The organism is Aminobacter sp. LjRoot7 (assembly GCF_964252895.1).
GTDB lineage: Bacteria > Pseudomonadota > Alphaproteobacteria > Rhizobiales > Rhizobiaceae > Aminobacter > Aminobacter aminovorans_B.
Genome location: NZ_CAXUPX020000003.1, coordinates 200,708 through 215,703 on the forward strand (window position 1 = coordinate 200,708; position 14,996 = coordinate 215,703).

The following is a 14,996-nucleotide window of genomic DNA, read 5'->3' on the forward strand; positions in this document are numbered from 1 at the left end:
GTAGGGCAGTAGGTGCCCAACTCTTCTATTCCGGTCGCCTGCGTCTTTGCCGCTACGTGGCGCGGCTTTCTCTTTGCAATATTCGGCTGTCTATCGGCGGAGGTCCCGGCGCAAGCCGCGCGGCTCAAGACCGGCATCGCAAGCGGTGAACGCAGGCAGCAAAAAAGGGCAGCAGGTGGATACCTACTGCCCTATTTCCTTATTGCCATACTGCCCTTATGGGCCGCCTTACTTCAGGCGGCCGGCCGCATGCGCGAGCATGGTGTAGACCTTGCCGGTATCCGAGGTCAGGTAGGTCTTGGTCATGATGCTGTCGCGGTCGTTGCGTGAGACGTCCTTCAGCAGCTTCTCGAAATCGTCGCAATAGCGGTCGACGGCCGAGCGGAACTCGCCATCCGACTGATACTTGCGGCGGATCTCGTCGAAGGTCTGCTGACCCTTCAGCGTGTAGAGCCGGCGGGTGAAGACGTCGCGCTCGCCGCGGCGATAGCGATCCCAGAGCTCGATCGAGGCGTCATGGTCGATGGCGCGCGCGATGTCGACCGACAGCGAGTTGAGCGACTCGACAACGTGCAGCGGCGAACGCTGGGCCGGCACGGCCCGCGGTTCGGCCTGGCCGGCGCGGGCCGGCTGCTCCTCGCGCGAGGCGCCGGTCAGCAGGTCGCGGACCCAACCGCCTTGCTGCTGGCCACCACGGCTGGCGGCCGGTTCACGTGCCGGCTGCTGCTGCGGGGCAGGAGCTGCCGGGCGCTCGATGTCAAGCGTGCCACGCAGGCCAGCGCCACCGAGCGGCACCTGGGGTGCCGGCGGTTCGCGACGCTGCTCGGGCTGCGGGGCAGGCTTACGCGGTGCCGGCTGCTGCGCCGGGCGCAGCGAGGCGTCGGAGACATCGACGCTGCGGCCCGACTTGGCGACGATCGCCGACAGCTCCTTGAGCGCATTGATCTGTTCCGAAACCGCGCGGCGGATGGCCGTCGTCGATTCCTTTGCTTCCTCAGGCATGTCGAGCACGCCCTTCTTCAGCTCGGCGCGGGTGCTTTCGAGCTCGGTCTTGATCGAGCCTGCGGTGCGGCGCATGTCCTCGGTGGCGTCGGCGAAACGCTTGGTTGCCGTCTCGACGACGTCGGAGATCGCAGCACGGATCTTGTCGGCCGATTCCATCGTCCTGCCTTCGGCGTTCTCCAGCGTCTGGCCAACGAGGCGCTCGAACGACTGCATGACGCGCTCGAGGTCTTCCGACTTCTTGACCAGGCCGACGGCCAGGTCTTCCAGCGACGACTGGCGCTCGAGCGTGTGCTCGAGGTTGCTCTGCGCCGAGGACAAGAGGTTGGAAGCGCTCGACAGCAGGCGGCTGTGCTCGTCGAACTTGGTGGCGATGGAAGCCACCTCGCGCAGCGTGCTGGACGACAGGTCGGTCAGGCGGTTGGTGTTCGAGTCGACCAGTCGCGCGGCGCTCGAGAAGGTCTGGGCCGCCTTCTCGGTGGTGTTGGCGAAGTTGGACGTGCTGCTGGTCAGGCGCTCGTCGACATTGGCGAGATTTGCGGTCGCCTGGTCGATGAGGTTGCCCAGCTGCGCACTCGACGTCGTCATGCGGCCGATGAGATCGGCAACACTTTCGGCGAGTGTCGAACGTGCGCCCTCGACAGCCGACAGCGTCTCCGCCGTGCGGTTGGCGAGCGCGTCGACGAGGGCTGCGTTTTCCGAGCGCAGCTTTTCGGTGGCGCGCGCGGTGGCCTCTTCCATCGAGCGGTGCAGTTCGGTGCCGCTCTCCGCGAAACGATCGACCAGCGGACGCGCCGTCTCGTCGAGAATCTTGGCGATCTCGTTCGAGCGTTCGGTCAGCATCGCGTTGAGTTCACGCGTGTTGGTGCCGATGGTGCGGGCGGCTTCGTTGGTGCTCTGGCCGATATGCTGGCCAACCGCGGTGAAGGTCTCCGCGATGACGTTGGCGCGGGCGACAAGCTGTGCCTCGGCCTGGGTGACCTGCTCGTTGAGCTTCTGGCCCATCGATTCCGCACCGTAGGCGAGGCGGTTCTCGGCGCTCGACAGGTGTTCGCCGATACGGGCTGCAACGCTTTCAGCGCCTGCGGCCAGGCGCTCATCGACATTGGCGAGCGTCTCTTCGATCGCCTTGGCGCGAGCGTCGAGATCGGCCGAGGTGCGATGGGCGCGGGCAACGACACGCTGTTCGGTCTCGTTGAAGGCGCTGGCGATCAGTGCCGCATGCTCGCCGATGCCCGAGGTGCTCTCGGTGACGCGAGCGGCAAGCTGGCGGCCTGCCTCGTCGAAGGCCTGGCCGATTTCCGACGCGCGGCCGAGCAGGGCCTCGGACGTCTGGTCGACCCGTGCTGCGATGCGGCCATCGGCTTCGTCGAAGGCACGGCTGATCTCTGCAGCGCGGCCAATCAGCGTTTCCGCCGTCTGGCCAACGCGGGCAGCGATGCGACCGTCGGCTTCCTCGAAGGTCCGGCCGATTTCTGCGGCGCGGCCGGCGAGCGTGTCGGCGGTCTGGGCCGCACGTGCGGCGAGCCTTTCGTCGGCTTCCTCGAAGTTGCGGACGATTTCGCCGGCGCGGCTGCCGAGCGTTGCCGAGCTGTCGGCGACGCGGGCAGCGATGCGCTCGTCGGCTGCATCAAAGATGCGGCTGAGCTCCCCGGCACGGCTGCCGAGCGAATCGGCGCCTTCCGCGATGCGGGCGGCGAGCTTTTCGTCGGCGGTGTCGAAGATGCGGCCGAGTTCCGAGGCGCGGGCGGCGAGTGCGTCGGCGGATTCGCCGATGCGCATACCCAGGCGTTCATCCGCCGTGTCGAAGTTGCGCAGGATGTCGCCGGCGCGAGCCGACAGTGCATCCGCGGTTTCGATGGCACGGGCGATGAGCGAGCGGTCGGCAGCGTCAAAGGTGTTGGCGATCTCGCCGGCCTTGGCCGACAGCGTGTCGGCGGTCTCTTCGGCACGTGCGAGCAGCGCGTTCGACGTTTCGTCGGCACGGGCGGCGAGGCGACGGTCGGCTTCCTCGAAGGCACGCGAGATGTCTTCGGCACGGGCGAGCAGGGCGCTCGACGTCTGCTCGGCACGCTCTGCGATAACGCGGTCGGCGTCGCTGAAGGCCTTGCCTGCCTCTTCGTTGAGGGCGGCGGTCACTTCCATGACCTTTTCGCGCAGGGCGCCGGCAACGAAGACGGCGCTCTTCTCAAGCACGCCGCGGACATTGTCGACACCGAGCGACAGGGCGCGTTCCATGGTGGAGGTGCGCTCTTCGATGACGCCGGTCTGGCGACGGAAGGTTTCCTCGATCTTGTCGATGTCACCGGCAATCGCGTCGGAGATGTCGACACGGCGCGCGGCAATCTGGTCGATGTGGCCTGCGATGGCGAGGTCGATGTCGCGGCGGGCTTCGCCGAGCTTGCCGAGATCCTCATCAAGCGCACGGGCCATCGTGTCGCGGCCTTCGGCCAGCTTGCCGACATGGCCGGCGACGATGTTGTCGATGCTGGCGCGGCTGTCGTTCAGCATGGCGAGGTCGGCTTCGAGTGCCTTGGTCAGCGTGTCGCGGCCGGCGGCCAGCTTGTCGACCTGGCCGAGCATCATGCCGTCGATCTTGGCGAGGTCGGCTTCCAGCGCGCGGCGCAGGATGTCGCGGCCTTCGGCCAGCTTCTCGACCTGGCCGGCCACGAGGCCGTCGATGCCCGAGCGGCTTTCGGCCAGCTTGGCGAGGTCGTCTTCGAGCGCCATGGACAAGGTGCTGCGTTCGGCGACCAGGCGTTCGGCGTGGCTCGACACCAGGCCCTTGACGCTGTCGAGGTCTGCTTCGAGCGACCGGGCCAGCATGGCGCGGTCTTCGGCGAGCTTTTCCGACTGAGACGCAACAGTGTTGCGGATAGCGTTGAGGTCGGCTTCGAGGGCGCGCTTGAGGATGTCGCGGCCTTCGGCCAGCTTCTCGACTTGGCCGGCCACGAGGCCGTCGATGCCCGAGCGGCTTTCGGCCAGCTTGGCGAGATCGTCCTCCAGCGCCTTGGACAGCGTGCCGCGCTCGGCGACCAGGCGCTCGGCGTGGCTCGATACGAGGCCCTTGACGCTGTCGAGGTCGGCTTCGAGCGACCGGGCCAGCAATGCGCGGTCTTCGGCAAGCTTTTCCGATTGCGACGCGATCGTGCTCTGGATCGCGTTAAGGTCGGTTTCGAGCGACCGGGCCAGCATGGCGCGGTCCTCGGCGAGCTTTTCCGACTGCGACGAGATCGTGTTGTGGATCGCGTTCAGGTCGGTTTCGAGCGCGCGCTTGAGGATGTCGCGGCCTTCGGCCAGCTTCTCGACCTGGCCGGCGACGAGGCCGTCGATGCTCGCGCGGCTGTCGGCCAGCTTGGCGAGATCGGCTTCCAGCGTCTGGGAGAGCAGGGTGCGCTCGCCAGCAAGCTTCTCAGCATGGCCGTCGATCAGGCCGTGGACGTTGGCAATATCGGTTTCCAGGCTGCGCGACAGCTCGGCGCGGTCGGATGCGATCTTGGACGAATGGCCGTCGACAAGCGCCTTGATGCCGGCAAGGTCGGTTTCGAGCGCGTTGGCAAGGATGGCGCGGCCTTCGGCGATCTTCTCGACCTGACCGGCGACGAGGCCATCGATGCTGCTGCGGCTATCGGCAAGTTTGCCGAGATCGGCTTCGAGCGCACGCGACAGGATATTGCGGCCTTCGGCCAGCTTGCCGACATGGCCGGCGACCATTTCATCAATGTTCGTGCGGGCTTGGACGAGTTTCTCGGAGTCTTCGACGAGTGCCTGGGCAAGCTGTTCGCGGCCCTGTGCGAGCTGGCGGAACTGACCGCTCAGCGTGTCGTCGATGGCCTGGCGCGACTGCTCCAGCTTGCGCATGTCGTCGTCGAGGGCGCGCGTGATCAGGCTGCGGCCTTCGGCGAGCTTCTGCACTTGGAAGCCGACGGCGGCCTCGATGCTGGCGCGGCCCTCGGCGAACTTGCTGAGGTCGTCGCGAAGCGCAGCGGCCATGCGGTCGCGTGCTTCGGACAGCTTGGTGGTGTGGTCTTCCACGGCCTGCTCGATGCCGACGCGGGCTTCGGAGAGGCGCTGGATGTCGCCGTCGAATGCGCGCGACACCTGATGGCGGGCGGCCTCCATGCGGCCGGCGAAATCGCTGGCACGGGCTTCGAGCATGGTTGAGGTCGAGGTGATGATGTCGGCGAGGTCGGTGCCGATCTGGGTCTTGCCCTGGTCGATCATCGCCGACAGCGAGTCACGGCCCTGGACGAAGGTGGTGGCGATTTCGCGCGCACGTTCGACCAGCGTCTCGTTGATCTGGCGGGCGCGGGCTTCGAGAGCGGCGTTGAGCTTGGCGGTGCCGGTGTCGAGGGCTTCGGCGCGGGTCTGGAATTCGCCGATCAGCGCCTGGCCGCGTTCGGCCAGCGTGCGCTCGATGCCGTGCAGGCTCGCCTCGAACTCGGAGTTGATCGTCTTGGCAGCGCCGCCGAGCAGCGAAACCATGCCCGAGGTGCGGTTGTCGAGCAGGTCGGTCAGTGAGCGGGTCACCTCGTCGGTGCTCTGCGTCAGCTTGGCGATGCGGGTGTCGAGCAGGCTGGCGAAGGCTTCGCCTGACGTCGACAGGCGGTCGCTGAGCGAATCCATGCGGTTGTCGATCGCCTCGAACAGGCCCATGCCGCCTTCGTTGATGCGGTCGATGAGCGTGTCGCCGGAATTGGTGATCGTCATCGACAGCTTGGTCGAGGCGTTCAGGATGCTGTCGCGGATGATGTCGCTGGCCGAGCCGAGCTCGTCGCGCAGCGTCTCATGGGCGCCCGAGATCGAGGCGCGGACGCGCTCTGCGTGGGAGACAACGGCTTCGCGCTCGCTGCCGAGACCGTCGACGAGCGAACGGATGCGGGCGGCATTCTCGGAATAGGAGCGCTCGATTTGGTTGACTTCGGTGTGGACGAGGGTTTCGAGCTCGACGGCGCGCGCCAGCGTGCGCTCGATGCCTTCGCCCATGGCGGCAACTTCGCGGCGCACCGCCTGGCCGACCATCATGACGCGGTCCTGCGCCATGTTTTCGGGCTCGGCGAGGCGGAAGGCGACTTCGGTCATCGACTGAGCGGCAATGCGCATTTCCTGGGCGCGGCGGATCATCGCGGCAAAAGCCCAGAACAGCGCGATCGGAACGATGGTTGCGACGAGCAGCATCAGCAGGCCCGGACGCGCCAAAGCGTCGTCGAACGAGCGGATGGTCCAGATGCTGGGGGTGACGATACGGTCGGCCAGCGCCACGGCGCCGGCAACCCAGGCGACCGAAACCAGGCCGACCATCCAGTAGATGGTGCTGGACGCGCGGCGGTTGAGGCTGTGCAGCAGCGACTTGTAGTCCTTGGCGCGATCGTCGTTCGCGGGCTTGAAGCCTTCCGGCTGCAGCGGGCGCGTCTCGACAGGGCGCAACTGGGTCGGCGGCTCGGCCGCGCGTGCCACGGGAGCTGGCTCGGCCTTCGGCGCAGCAGCCTTCTGCTTGCGGCCTTCGCGCGCCAATTCTTCAGCTGCCTGCGAAATCTGTGCTTCGAGATCGTCCATCGATGCGGCCATGTCGAGGCCGCCTTCGTCGCCGCTCAAGTCGAGGTCGAGCGCCTGCTCAAGCTCCTTGGCTACGTCGAGATCGAGGTTTTTTGTCGGAGTGGATTTCTTCGCCATGCCTTCGCTACCCTGTACTAAAGACGCGGATTTGCTGGACTTTTTGTCCTATTTTTGTCCGCGGCCGAGGCTCAATATGGACCGCCCGTATCGTAGTGACACAATCGGGTAAAGAAAACATGCATTCGCCCCGATACGTAAAAGTTTAAATATAAGGTTAACACTGCAGTGATTATTGGCCCCAACCCCGCAGGGTTCCGGGCTTTGTCAGGTTAACGGGTTATCCACACGGACACCCTAGTTTACCAACCCAAAGGCGAGTGGCGGGGCACGGGTTGAATGGTAACGCGCGAGACGGCTTCGATGGCTTTCGGCATGCCGGGAGGCGAATCCTCGGCATCGGTCCACGGCCGTCCCATTGACCTTGAACACCTTTCCCGACAGACGATCGGCGACCGCGATGTCGAGCGCGAGGTGCTCGACATGTTCGTTCACCAGGCGCTTTCGGTTCGCGATGCGATCGTCAAGGCCGATCTCGCCGAGCGGCTGATGTTGTGCCATGCCCTCAAGGGTTCGGCGCGCGGTGTCGGTGCATTTCCCATTGCCGATTGCGTTGCGGCGATCGAAACGGATCCGAACAATGCAACTCTGATCACGCGGCTTACCCGCCTGATCGACGAGGCACGCGACTTCATCGCCTCGTTCAGCCGCTGATCCCATTTGGGGGCGTGCAATCGCCGCAGTAACATTTATGAGCTGGTCATTGTAAATCCGACAGCCGGCGGCGCTATCGCACGGCAGTTGACTCACACGGTGGAGTGATTATCTGCCGGGTGACCTATTTCGGGAACGAGCATGACCAAGCTGACCTACATCGCCCATGATGGCACGCGTTTCGAAGTCGAGGCCGAAAACGGCTCGACCGTGATGGAAAATGCGATCCGCAACGCCGTTCCAGGCATCGAGGCGGAATGTGGTGGCGCCTGCGCCTGCGCGACCTGCCATGTCTATGTCGACGACGCATGGACGGCGATCGTTGGCGAGCCCGAGGCAATGGAAGAAGACATGCTCGACTTTGCCTACGAGGTCCGGCCGTCGTCGCGCCTGTCCTGCCAGATCAAGGTTCGCGACGAACTCGACGGCCTGGTCGTCTCCATTCCCGAGCGCCAGGGCTGACGTTCCGAACCTGGCCTTGCTTGGCATGACAGCTGTTGTCATGCACATTCCCTAAATGCGTGCGTCAGCGGCGAGGTGGCCTTGAGCGACATCACCACAACCGACGTTCTGATTATCGGAGCCGGGCCAATTGGCCTGTTTGCGGTGTTCGAGCTCGGCCTGTTTGATATGCGCTGCCACCTGATCGACATTCTCGACCGCCCCGGCGGGCAATGCGCCGAGCTCTATCCGGAAAAGCCGATCTACGACATTCCCGGCTACCCGATGATCGGCGCGCAGGAGCTTGTCGATAAGCTTCTGGAGCAGATTGCGCCGTTCAAGCCAGGCTTTACCTTCAACCGGATGGTCACAGGCCTGGAACGGCTTGAGGGCGGCGGCTTCCGCGTCACGACCGACGAGAACGAGGTTTTCGAAGCGAAAGTCGTGGTGATTGCGGCGGGCGGCGGTTCGTTCCAGCCCAAGCGCCCGCCAATCCCTGGCATCGAGGCATACGAGCTGGCCAGCGTCCGCTATGCCGTTCGGCGCATCGAGGATTTCCGCGGCCAGGATGTGGTCATCGTCGGCGGCGGGGATTCCGCGCTCGACTGGACGCTCAACCTGCAGCCGGTGGCCAGGCGCGTCACGCTGGTCCATCGCCGGCCGGAATTCCGCGCTGCGCCCGACAATGTCGGCAAAATGCACGCGCTGCGCGATGCGGGTGCCATCGATCTTGTGATCGGCCAGGTTTCAGGCCTGTCCGGCGAGGACGGCACGTTGCGCTCCATCACCGTCAAAGGGGCTGACGCCGATACCGAGGTTGCCTGCACGCGGCTGCTGCCGTTCTTTGGCCTGACCACGAAGCTCGGGCCGGTGGCAGAATGGGGCCTCCATCTTCACGAGAACCAGATCCCGGTCGATACCGAAAAATTCGAGACGTCGGAGCCGGGAATCTTCGCCATCGGCGACATCAACTGGTACCCCGGCAAGCTCAAGCTGATCCTGTCGGGCTTTCATGAAGCCGCGCTGATGACGCAGGCCGCCAAGCACATCATCAGCCCCACCGAACGCATCGTGTTTCAATACACGACGTCGTCGACGAGCCTGCATAAGAAGCTCGGCGTTCCTGACTGACCTTTTAGTACAAACAGGCGCTCAGTTCTTGAGCTTGCCGGCGTCGATGCGCTCCAGCCTGTAGCGTAGGAGCCTGACGATGCGGCTTTCGAAGTTGATGCCTTCGATACGGTCGAATTCCTCCTGTGCCCGATCATGGGCATTGAGGATGCGGTTGCTCGTCGCCTTGGCCTTGGTGGCGGCGATGTCGCAGCTCTTCTGCTTGCCGATCGCCTTCAGCGCCTGTTCGAGCTCGCGGGCGTGGTTCTTGGCGATGACCACATGGCTTTCCTCATGGCGTTTGATGTCGGAGGACAGCGTGTTCCAGATCAGCTTGACGTCCTGGGCCGCCTTGCCGTTCTGGCGCCAGCGCGGCAGGATCACTTTGGCCTTGACGGTCACCTGGGCCGAGACGATGGCGCAGCCGCCTTTGACCTCGGCGTAGCCGATGCGGCTGGTAAACTCCATCTGCGTGGCACCCGGGTGCCTGCCGCCGGTGCTCTTGACCTCGGGGCCGCGCGTCATCAACTGCTGCTCGATTTCGTCGAGGGTTTTGCCGGTGATGGTGAAATAGCTGTAGGATTTGGACACGGTTGCCGCCTGAACGGGTAGGCAAATGCCTCCAGCGAGTAGGGCGGCCAGGAAGAGTTGCTTCATTAGTTGCCTCTTGGCCTACCTTGCGTTAGGGGCGTTGGCGGCGCAACGGAAATCGGATCGTGCCGCTGAAGTGACCGTGCAGCGAGTTGAAGCTGCAAGCGTTGATATTTCGTGACGTGGTCTGTGCTCTGGAGTTCTTTTGTGGCGACGGCATGACCGGCAAACGATGGCAATTGGCGCATGGGCGCCATCTCGACCTCGGCGGCAGGGCCCTGGTCATGGGTATCCTCAACGTCACGCCCGACAGTTTTTCTGACGGCGGCGCGTTCGACGCGCCTGAGCGCGCGCTCGAACAGGCTCGCCGTATGGTGGCCGAAGGTGCTGCGATCGTCGATGTCGGCGGTGAATCCACCCGCCCGGGCGCAGCACCCGTTTCGGCGGCCGAAGAGCAGGGCCGCGTGCTTCCGATCATCGTCGCACTCGCCCGATCCGGCGACGTATTGATATCCGTCGATACCTACCGCGAGGAGACGGCGCGGCTTGCCGTTGCCGCCGGCGCGCACATCGTCAACGATGTCTGGGGCGCCCAGCGCGAGCCTGGTATCGCCAAGGTCGCCGCCGAGACCGGGGCAGGGCTGGTGCTCATGCATACGGGCCGCGAGCGTGAAAAACTGCCCGACGTCATCGACGACCAGTTCCTGTTCCTGCGCCGCTCGCTGGAGATCGCCCGCGAAGCTGGTGTGCAGGATGCGCAGATCGTGCTCGACCCGGGCTTCGGCTTCGCCAAGGACGCCGACGAAAATCTCGATTTGATGGCGCGCTTTTCGGAGCTGGCGCAGCTCGGCTATCCGCTGCTCGCCGGTACCTCGCGCAAGCGCTTCGTCGGCCATGTCACCGGGCGCGAAGCCGCCGACCGCGATGCGGGGACGGCGGCGACGAGCGTCATACTCCGCCTGCAGGGCGCGGATATATTTCGCGTCCATGATGTCGCAATCAACGTGGACGCGCTGGCATTCGCAGATGCTATGCTGGCGCGACAGACCAACCTGCCGGGACGCTGACCCAGATGTACCTTATCCGTATGAAAAACTGCGCCTTCTTCGCCCGGCACGGCCTGTTCGACGAAGAAGAGACGCTGGGCCAGCGTTTCTACGTCGATGCCGAACTGACGGTCGACCCATCGCTGCCGCTCGAAGACGATTCGATGGACAGCACCGTCGACTACGGCGTTGCCTTCCAGGTCATCGAGTCGATCATTACCGGCCAGCGGCGCTTCCTGATCGAAGCGCTGGCGCAGGAATGCGGCCGGGCGCTCGCCGCGCGTTTCCCGCAGATCAAGCGCGCCGAAATCACGGTCCGCAAGCCGAATGCGCCGGTGCCCGGCGTCCTTGATTACGTAGAGGTGACCGTTGTCTGGCCAGGTTGAGGAGCGCGGTTTCCTTAGCCTCGGCGGCAATCTGGGCGACCCGGCGAAGTCGATGGCGTCGGCATTGCACATGCTCAACGCATCCGGCAGCACCCGCGTCGTCGAGGTTTCGTCGCTGCACCGCACGCCGCCTTGGGGCAAGGTCGATCAGCCTGATTTCCTGAACGTCACCGCCGAAGTCGCCACCACGCTTGCGCCGTTGGAGTTGCTGGAGCTTTGCCTGGAACTCGAGCGGCGGCTCAAGCGCGTGCGCGTCGAGCGCTGGGGTCCGCGCCTCATCGACATCGACGTGCTGTTGCTGGGCAACAGTAATGTCAGCGACGTCGGGCTTGAGATACCGCACCCGCGCATGCTTGACCGGGCGTTCGTCATGGTACCGCTGGCTGAAATTGCGCCAGACCTTGTGCTGGCAGGCAAGTCGGCAGCCGAATGGGCCGCCGAACTGGACAGCGCCGGCATCGAACGGCTCGATACCGGCCGCAACTGGTGGCGCGACCTCGGCGAATAGTCCGCGAGGTTAGAGACCCAGGGCCGTGGCGATCTTCGGCGCGGCTTGGGCCCAATCGTCCTCGATGATGATGTCGTCTGGCAGCGGCGGCAGAAATGGACGCATCTCGCGATAGGACATCAGGTTGAATAGATGCGCGTCGGCAACAGCGTCGCGCACCGAAACCAGATTGTGCGGGATGTCGTCGACGAAAGCGACCGGACGGCTGGTTTCGCCTCGCAACAGCCGCAGCGCGGGGCCTTTCGCCCTTTCAGTGGTGAGCAGCGGATAGGGGAAGCCCAGCGCATCGAGATGCTGCCGCCTGACGTCGCGGTGGCGGTGCGGCATCGCGGTCAGCAGGACCACTTCCGCGCCTGCAGCGAGCCCTGCCACGGCATCGGCCGCGCCAAGTGCCGCCGTCTGCCATTCGCTCTGCGCATGAAAGAAACCGTCGAGCTGTGCCGAAACAGCTGCCTGTTCCAGCGGTACCTGGGTCTTCACGTCGACGATGTTGCCGGTCAGCTTGAACGACTTGGCCAGGAAAGCCAGCCCCTGCGCATCGAGGAAGCGCATGAACGGCACCATGAATTCGAGCAGCACCTCATCAACGTCGAGCACCAGCAATGGCCTGGTGTCGCGGGCAAGCTCTGCGATCTGACGTGTTGTTTCGGGATCTTCGCTCATGCGGAACGCTCGTGATCGTCATTGCCCAGGGGCAGGGCGCGCAGGGCGCTGCCTATTTCGCCCGGTGCGATGCCTGCTTCCTGCGAGAATCGCAGCAGCGTCGGCTCGTGGGCGAGGATGAAGTTCAAGACGCCGGCCAGGAAGCCGGGCTCCTGTGCGGCACGGCGGATCTGATGCGCTTCGATGCCTGTGATCGCGAGAAAGCGCGGCAGGAGTTCCGGGTCGGAGGCGACGAAGCCAAGGGCATGGACGGCCAGCGCTTCAGCACTTTCCTGCGATTGCTGGTTCTTCTGCATCTGGTTTGCCCCGATCGACCTGTGTCGGGAGTAGCCGCAAGCCGCCGTCGGGGCAACCGCTAATCAGGCTGCGCAACCATCCGTGATTTGGCTTCGGCGTTTTACGTTTCGTAATGTTCTTGAGTTACGGTCGGATTCGGGGTTGGTGTGCGCATCCGGCGCGCAACAGGATTGCCGCGGACCTGTGGCGAGCAATCGGGACGGAATTTCTATGGCCAAGAAGGTGATGATCGTCGAGGACAATGAGCTCAATATGAAGCTCTTTCGCGACCTCATCGAGGCAAGCGGCTACGAGACCGTGCGTACGCGCAACGGGCTCGAAGCGCTCGATCTTGCCCGCAAGCACCGGCCGGACCTCATCCTGATGGACATCCAGCTGCCCGAAGTGTCAGGCCTCGAAGTCACCAAATGGCTGAAGGAGGATGACGACCTCCACACCATCCCCGTCATTGCCGTTACCGCATTCGCCATGAAAGGCGACGAGGAGCGGATCAGGCAGGGCGGTTGCGAAGCCTACATCTCCAAGCCGATCTCGGTGCCGCGCTTCATCGAGACGATCAAATCCTATCTGGGCGATGCCTGATGCGCTCGCCGGCTCGCTCGAGGGACTAGCATGACCGCGCGCATCCTCGTCGTTGACGACATACCGGCAAATGTGAAGCTGCTCGAAGTCAGGCTTCTGGCTGAATATTTCGAGGTGCAGACCGCCTTCAACGGACCAGACGCCATTGCGGCGTGCGAAGACGGCAAGGTCGATGTCGTGTTGCTCGACGTGATGATGCCCGGCATGGACGGTTTCGAGGTCTGCCGCCGTCTGAAGGCCGATCCGGCCACCGCCCACATTCCCGTCGTCATGGTTACGGCGCTCGACCATGTCACCGATCGCGTGCGCGGCCTCGATGTCGGCGCCGACGATTTCCTGACCAAGCCGGTCAACGACCTCCAGCTGATCACCCGCGTGAAGAGCCTAGTTCGTCTCAAGGTCCTGACCGACGAACTGCGCCTGCGCGCCTCGACGACCCACAGCATCGGCGTGGACGAGCTGCTTGCCCGGTCGGACCTCCTGCAAGGGGAGTTGCCGAAGGTCCTGCTCATCGACGAACAGACATCTTCCGCGGCCCATATCTGCGCGCTGCTGGATGGTGCTGCCGACGTGCAGATCGCCGCCGATCCGCAGTCGGGGCTCTTCAACGCGGCCGAAGGCGCATATGAGTGCATCATCGTGTCGTCGGGCTTTTCGGCGTTCGATCCGCTCAGGTTGTGCTCGCAGCTCAGGTCGCTCGACCGCACACGCTCGCTGCCGATCGTGCTGCTGGTCAATAAGGAAGAAGACGACCTTACCGTTCGCGGGCTCGAACTCGGCATCAACGACTATCTGGTGCGGCCGCTCGATCGGCAGGAGCTGATCGCGCGCCTGCGCACCCAGGTGCGCCGCAAGCGCTACAATGACGAGCTCAGGCAGAGCGTCAGCCAGACCATCGAGATGGCGGTGACGGACGGGCTGACCGGCCTGCACAACCGCCGTTATCTCGACAGCCACTTGCCGCGGCTTGTCGAGCGCGCGGCCGCCCGCCGCCGGCCGCTGTCGCTGATGATCACTGACCTCGACCGCTTCAAGCGCATCAATGACACGTTCGGCCATGATGGTGGCGACGAGGTCCTGCGCGAATTCGCACGGCGCGTGAAGAAGAGCGTGCGTGGCATTGATCTCGCTTGCCGATTCGGCGGCGAGGAATTCGTCATCGTGATGCCCGATACCGAAGGTGCGCTGGCTGAGATCGTTGCCGAACGTATCCGCTCCGAAATCGCCAGGACGCCGTTCAAGATCGGTGGATCGGAGCAGGGCGTATCGGTGACGGTCAGCGTTGGCGTGTCTGCGCTGGTCATGGATGGCGACACTGTTGCCGGGCTGATGAAGCGGGCGGATCTTGCGCTTTACGACGCCAAGACGCGAGGTCGTAATCGCGTGGTCGCAAGGGCGGCCTGAGCCCGCAGAACGGCTTCATGGTCGGCTACGTTAAGCTCAACCGTTTACCTTAACCCGAGCGATTCGCGAGCCGTGGTTAAGAAAGTGTTGATTTTCAAGCGATCTTGCGCGACTGTGAGATCGAGAAGAAGGACGGGCGTCGGCACGAGGAGCACAGGCCGGTAGCCCTATTTGATACCCCATGATGCTCAGGTCCGCCGCATCTCCTGGGTCCGTGGGGTCGGCCGGCCGGCACTGGCACATAGTGGCCTCCTCGTACCGCTGCCAGACGCCGACCGGCCCCCTTTCTCGAAATCATCTCATCACGACCGAGCACAGGGCAGGCGGCTTTTCCGTGTCCTTCGATGCGTCCGCACGCCTTTCGGCACGTTGGGCGTCTCCTGCGGTATCCCCTGAAAACAAAAACGCCGCCCGATGGGCGGCGTTTTGGAATTCCTGGAGGCAACCAGATTACTTGATCTTGGTTTCCTTGAATTCGACGTGCTTCTTCGCAACCGGGTCGTACTTGCGGAACGACAGCTTTTCCGTCTTCGTGCGGCTGTTCTTGCTCGTCACGTAGAAGAAACCGGTGTCGGCGGTCGACAGAAGCTTGATCTTGATGTTTGCAGCCTTGGCCATGATTCTCGTCCGTTAATTGTC

Annotated in this window: 13 protein-coding genes; 8 read left to right on the plus strand and 5 right to left on the minus strand. The window is 64.2% G+C overall.

The annotated features are described in order from the left end of the window. Window positions 1-228: 228 nt before the first annotated feature. Window positions 229-6,675, minus strand: a complete 6,447-nt coding sequence (locus tag ACSQ3E_RS10535) for a kinesin (RefSeq protein ID WP_436122671.1) — start codon at window positions 6,673-6,675, stop codon at window positions 229-231. Between the two features lie 279 nt (window positions 6,676-6,954). Here ACSQ3E_RS10535 and ACSQ3E_RS10540 point away from each other — a divergent pair, with 279 nt between their 5' ends. The 3 genes from ACSQ3E_RS10540 (at window position 6,955) to ACSQ3E_RS10550 (ending at window position 8,901) form a co-directional block, all read left to right on the plus strand. Then, window positions 6,955-7,329, plus strand: a complete 375-nt coding sequence (locus tag ACSQ3E_RS10540) for an Hpt domain-containing protein (RefSeq protein WP_436122672.1) — start codon at window positions 6,955-6,957, stop codon at window positions 7,327-7,329. A gap of 141 nt (window positions 7,330-7,470) precedes the next feature. Continuing rightward, a complete protein-coding gene (locus tag ACSQ3E_RS10545; RefSeq protein WP_067962523.1) occupies window positions 7,471-7,791 on the plus strand; it encodes a 2Fe-2S iron-sulfur cluster-binding protein in 321 nt (106 codons plus the stop codon). Window positions 7,792-7,872: 81 nt separating this feature from the next. Next, window positions 7,873-8,901, plus strand: coding sequence for an NAD(P)/FAD-dependent oxidoreductase (locus tag ACSQ3E_RS10550; protein WP_436122673.1), 1,029 nt, complete (start codon window positions 7,873-7,875; stop codon window positions 8,899-8,901). Window positions 8,902-8,922: 21 nt separating this feature from the next. Here the strand turns inward: ACSQ3E_RS10550 and ACSQ3E_RS10555 are convergent, their stop codons facing one another. Beyond that, complete coding sequence (locus ACSQ3E_RS10555; RefSeq protein ID WP_115731819.1) at window positions 8,923-9,537, minus strand: DUF922 domain-containing Zn-dependent protease; 615 nt, start codon at window positions 9,535-9,537, stop codon at window positions 8,923-8,925. A 152-nt stretch (window positions 9,538-9,689) separates the two neighbouring features. Between ACSQ3E_RS10555 and folP the strand changes: the two genes are divergently transcribed. Genes folP through folK form a run of 3 tightly spaced genes read left to right on the plus strand, consistent with a single transcriptional unit; the run spans window position 9,690 to window position 11,411 of the window. After that, window positions 9,690-10,538: a dihydropteroate synthase gene (folP, locus tag ACSQ3E_RS10560; protein WP_436122674.1), complete on the plus strand. Its 849-nt coding sequence runs from the start codon at window positions 9,690-9,692 to the stop codon at window positions 10,536-10,538. 5 nt (window positions 10,539-10,543) lie between these two features. Further along, a complete protein-coding gene (gene folB, locus ACSQ3E_RS10565) occupies window positions 10,544-10,903 on the plus strand; it encodes a dihydroneopterin aldolase (protein WP_184767572.1) in 360 nt (119 codons plus the stop codon). After that, window positions 10,887-11,411, plus strand: coding sequence for a 2-amino-4-hydroxy-6-hydroxymethyldihydropteridine diphosphokinase (gene folK, locus ACSQ3E_RS10570; RefSeq protein ID WP_436122675.1), 525 nt, complete (start codon window positions 10,887-10,889; stop codon window positions 11,409-11,411). Before folB ends, folK begins: the two co-directional genes overlap by 17 nt. A 9-nt stretch (window positions 11,412-11,420) precedes the next feature. On the opposite strand, the gene ACSQ3E_RS10575 is transcribed toward folK, so the two are convergent. Both ACSQ3E_RS10575 and ACSQ3E_RS10580 read right to left on the minus strand, forming a co-directional pair. Then, complete coding sequence (locus ACSQ3E_RS10575; RefSeq protein WP_436122676.1) at window positions 11,421-12,074, minus strand: hypothetical protein; 654 nt, start codon at window positions 12,072-12,074, stop codon at window positions 11,421-11,423. Next, a complete protein-coding gene (locus ACSQ3E_RS10580) occupies window positions 12,071-12,370 on the minus strand; it encodes a DUF3572 domain-containing protein (protein WP_310318253.1) in 300 nt (99 codons plus the stop codon). The genes ACSQ3E_RS10575 and ACSQ3E_RS10580 overlap by 4 nt, the downstream gene beginning before the upstream one ends. A 211-nt stretch (window positions 12,371-12,581) precedes the next feature. Here ACSQ3E_RS10580 and ACSQ3E_RS10585 point away from each other — a divergent pair, with 211 nt between their 5' ends. Continuing rightward, window positions 12,582-12,953, plus strand: coding sequence for a response regulator (locus tag ACSQ3E_RS10585; RefSeq protein WP_108607955.1), 372 nt, complete (start codon window positions 12,582-12,584; stop codon window positions 12,951-12,953). 30 nt (window positions 12,954-12,983) lie between these two features. Then, window positions 12,984-14,357, plus strand: a complete 1,374-nt coding sequence (locus ACSQ3E_RS10590) for a PleD family two-component system response regulator (RefSeq protein ID WP_310318257.1) — start codon at window positions 12,984-12,986, stop codon at window positions 14,355-14,357. A gap of 450 nt (window positions 14,358-14,807) precedes the next feature. Here ACSQ3E_RS10590 and rpmG read toward each other — a convergent pair whose 3' ends face one another. Further along, entirely contained in the window at window positions 14,808-14,975 is a 168-nt protein-coding gene (gene rpmG, locus ACSQ3E_RS10595) for a 50S ribosomal protein L33 (RefSeq protein ID WP_019173400.1), read from the minus strand. Window positions 14,976-14,996: the final 21 nt, after the last annotated feature.

Coding starts and splice junctions, on each gene's coding strand:
- ACSQ3E_RS10585 (WP_108607955.1), top strand. CDS start 12,582: ATGGCCAAGAAGGTGATGATCGTCGAGGACAATGAGCTCAATATGAAG.
- ACSQ3E_RS10575 (WP_436122676.1), bottom strand. CDS start 12,074: ATGAGCGAAGATCCCGAAACAACACGTCAGATCGCAGAGCTTGCCCGC.
- ACSQ3E_RS10540 (WP_436122672.1), top strand. CDS start 6,955: ATGGTAACGCGCGAGACGGCTTCGATGGCTTTCGGCATGCCGGGAGGC.
- ACSQ3E_RS10555 (WP_115731819.1), bottom strand. CDS start 9,537: ATGAAGCAACTCTTCCTGGCCGCCCTACTCGCTGGAGGCATTTGCCTA.
- rpmG (WP_019173400.1), bottom strand. CDS start 14,975: ATGGCCAAGGCTGCAAACATCAAGATCAAGCTTCTGTCGACCGCCGAC.
- folB (WP_184767572.1), top strand. CDS start 10,544: ATGTACCTTATCCGTATGAAAAACTGCGCCTTCTTCGCCCGGCACGGC.
- ACSQ3E_RS10580 (WP_310318253.1), bottom strand. CDS start 12,370: ATGCAGAAGAACCAGCAATCGCAGGAAAGTGCTGAAGCGCTGGCCGTC.
- ACSQ3E_RS10535 (WP_436122671.1), bottom strand. CDS start 6,675: ATGGCGAAGAAATCCACTCCGACAAAAAACCTCGATCTCGACGTAGCC.
- folP (WP_436122674.1), top strand. CDS start 9,690: ATGACCGGCAAACGATGGCAATTGGCGCATGGGCGCCATCTCGACCTC.
- ACSQ3E_RS10590 (WP_310318257.1), top strand. CDS start 12,984: ATGACCGCGCGCATCCTCGTCGTTGACGACATACCGGCAAATGTGAAG.
- ACSQ3E_RS10545 (WP_067962523.1), top strand. CDS start 7,471: ATGACCAAGCTGACCTACATCGCCCATGATGGCACGCGTTTCGAAGTC.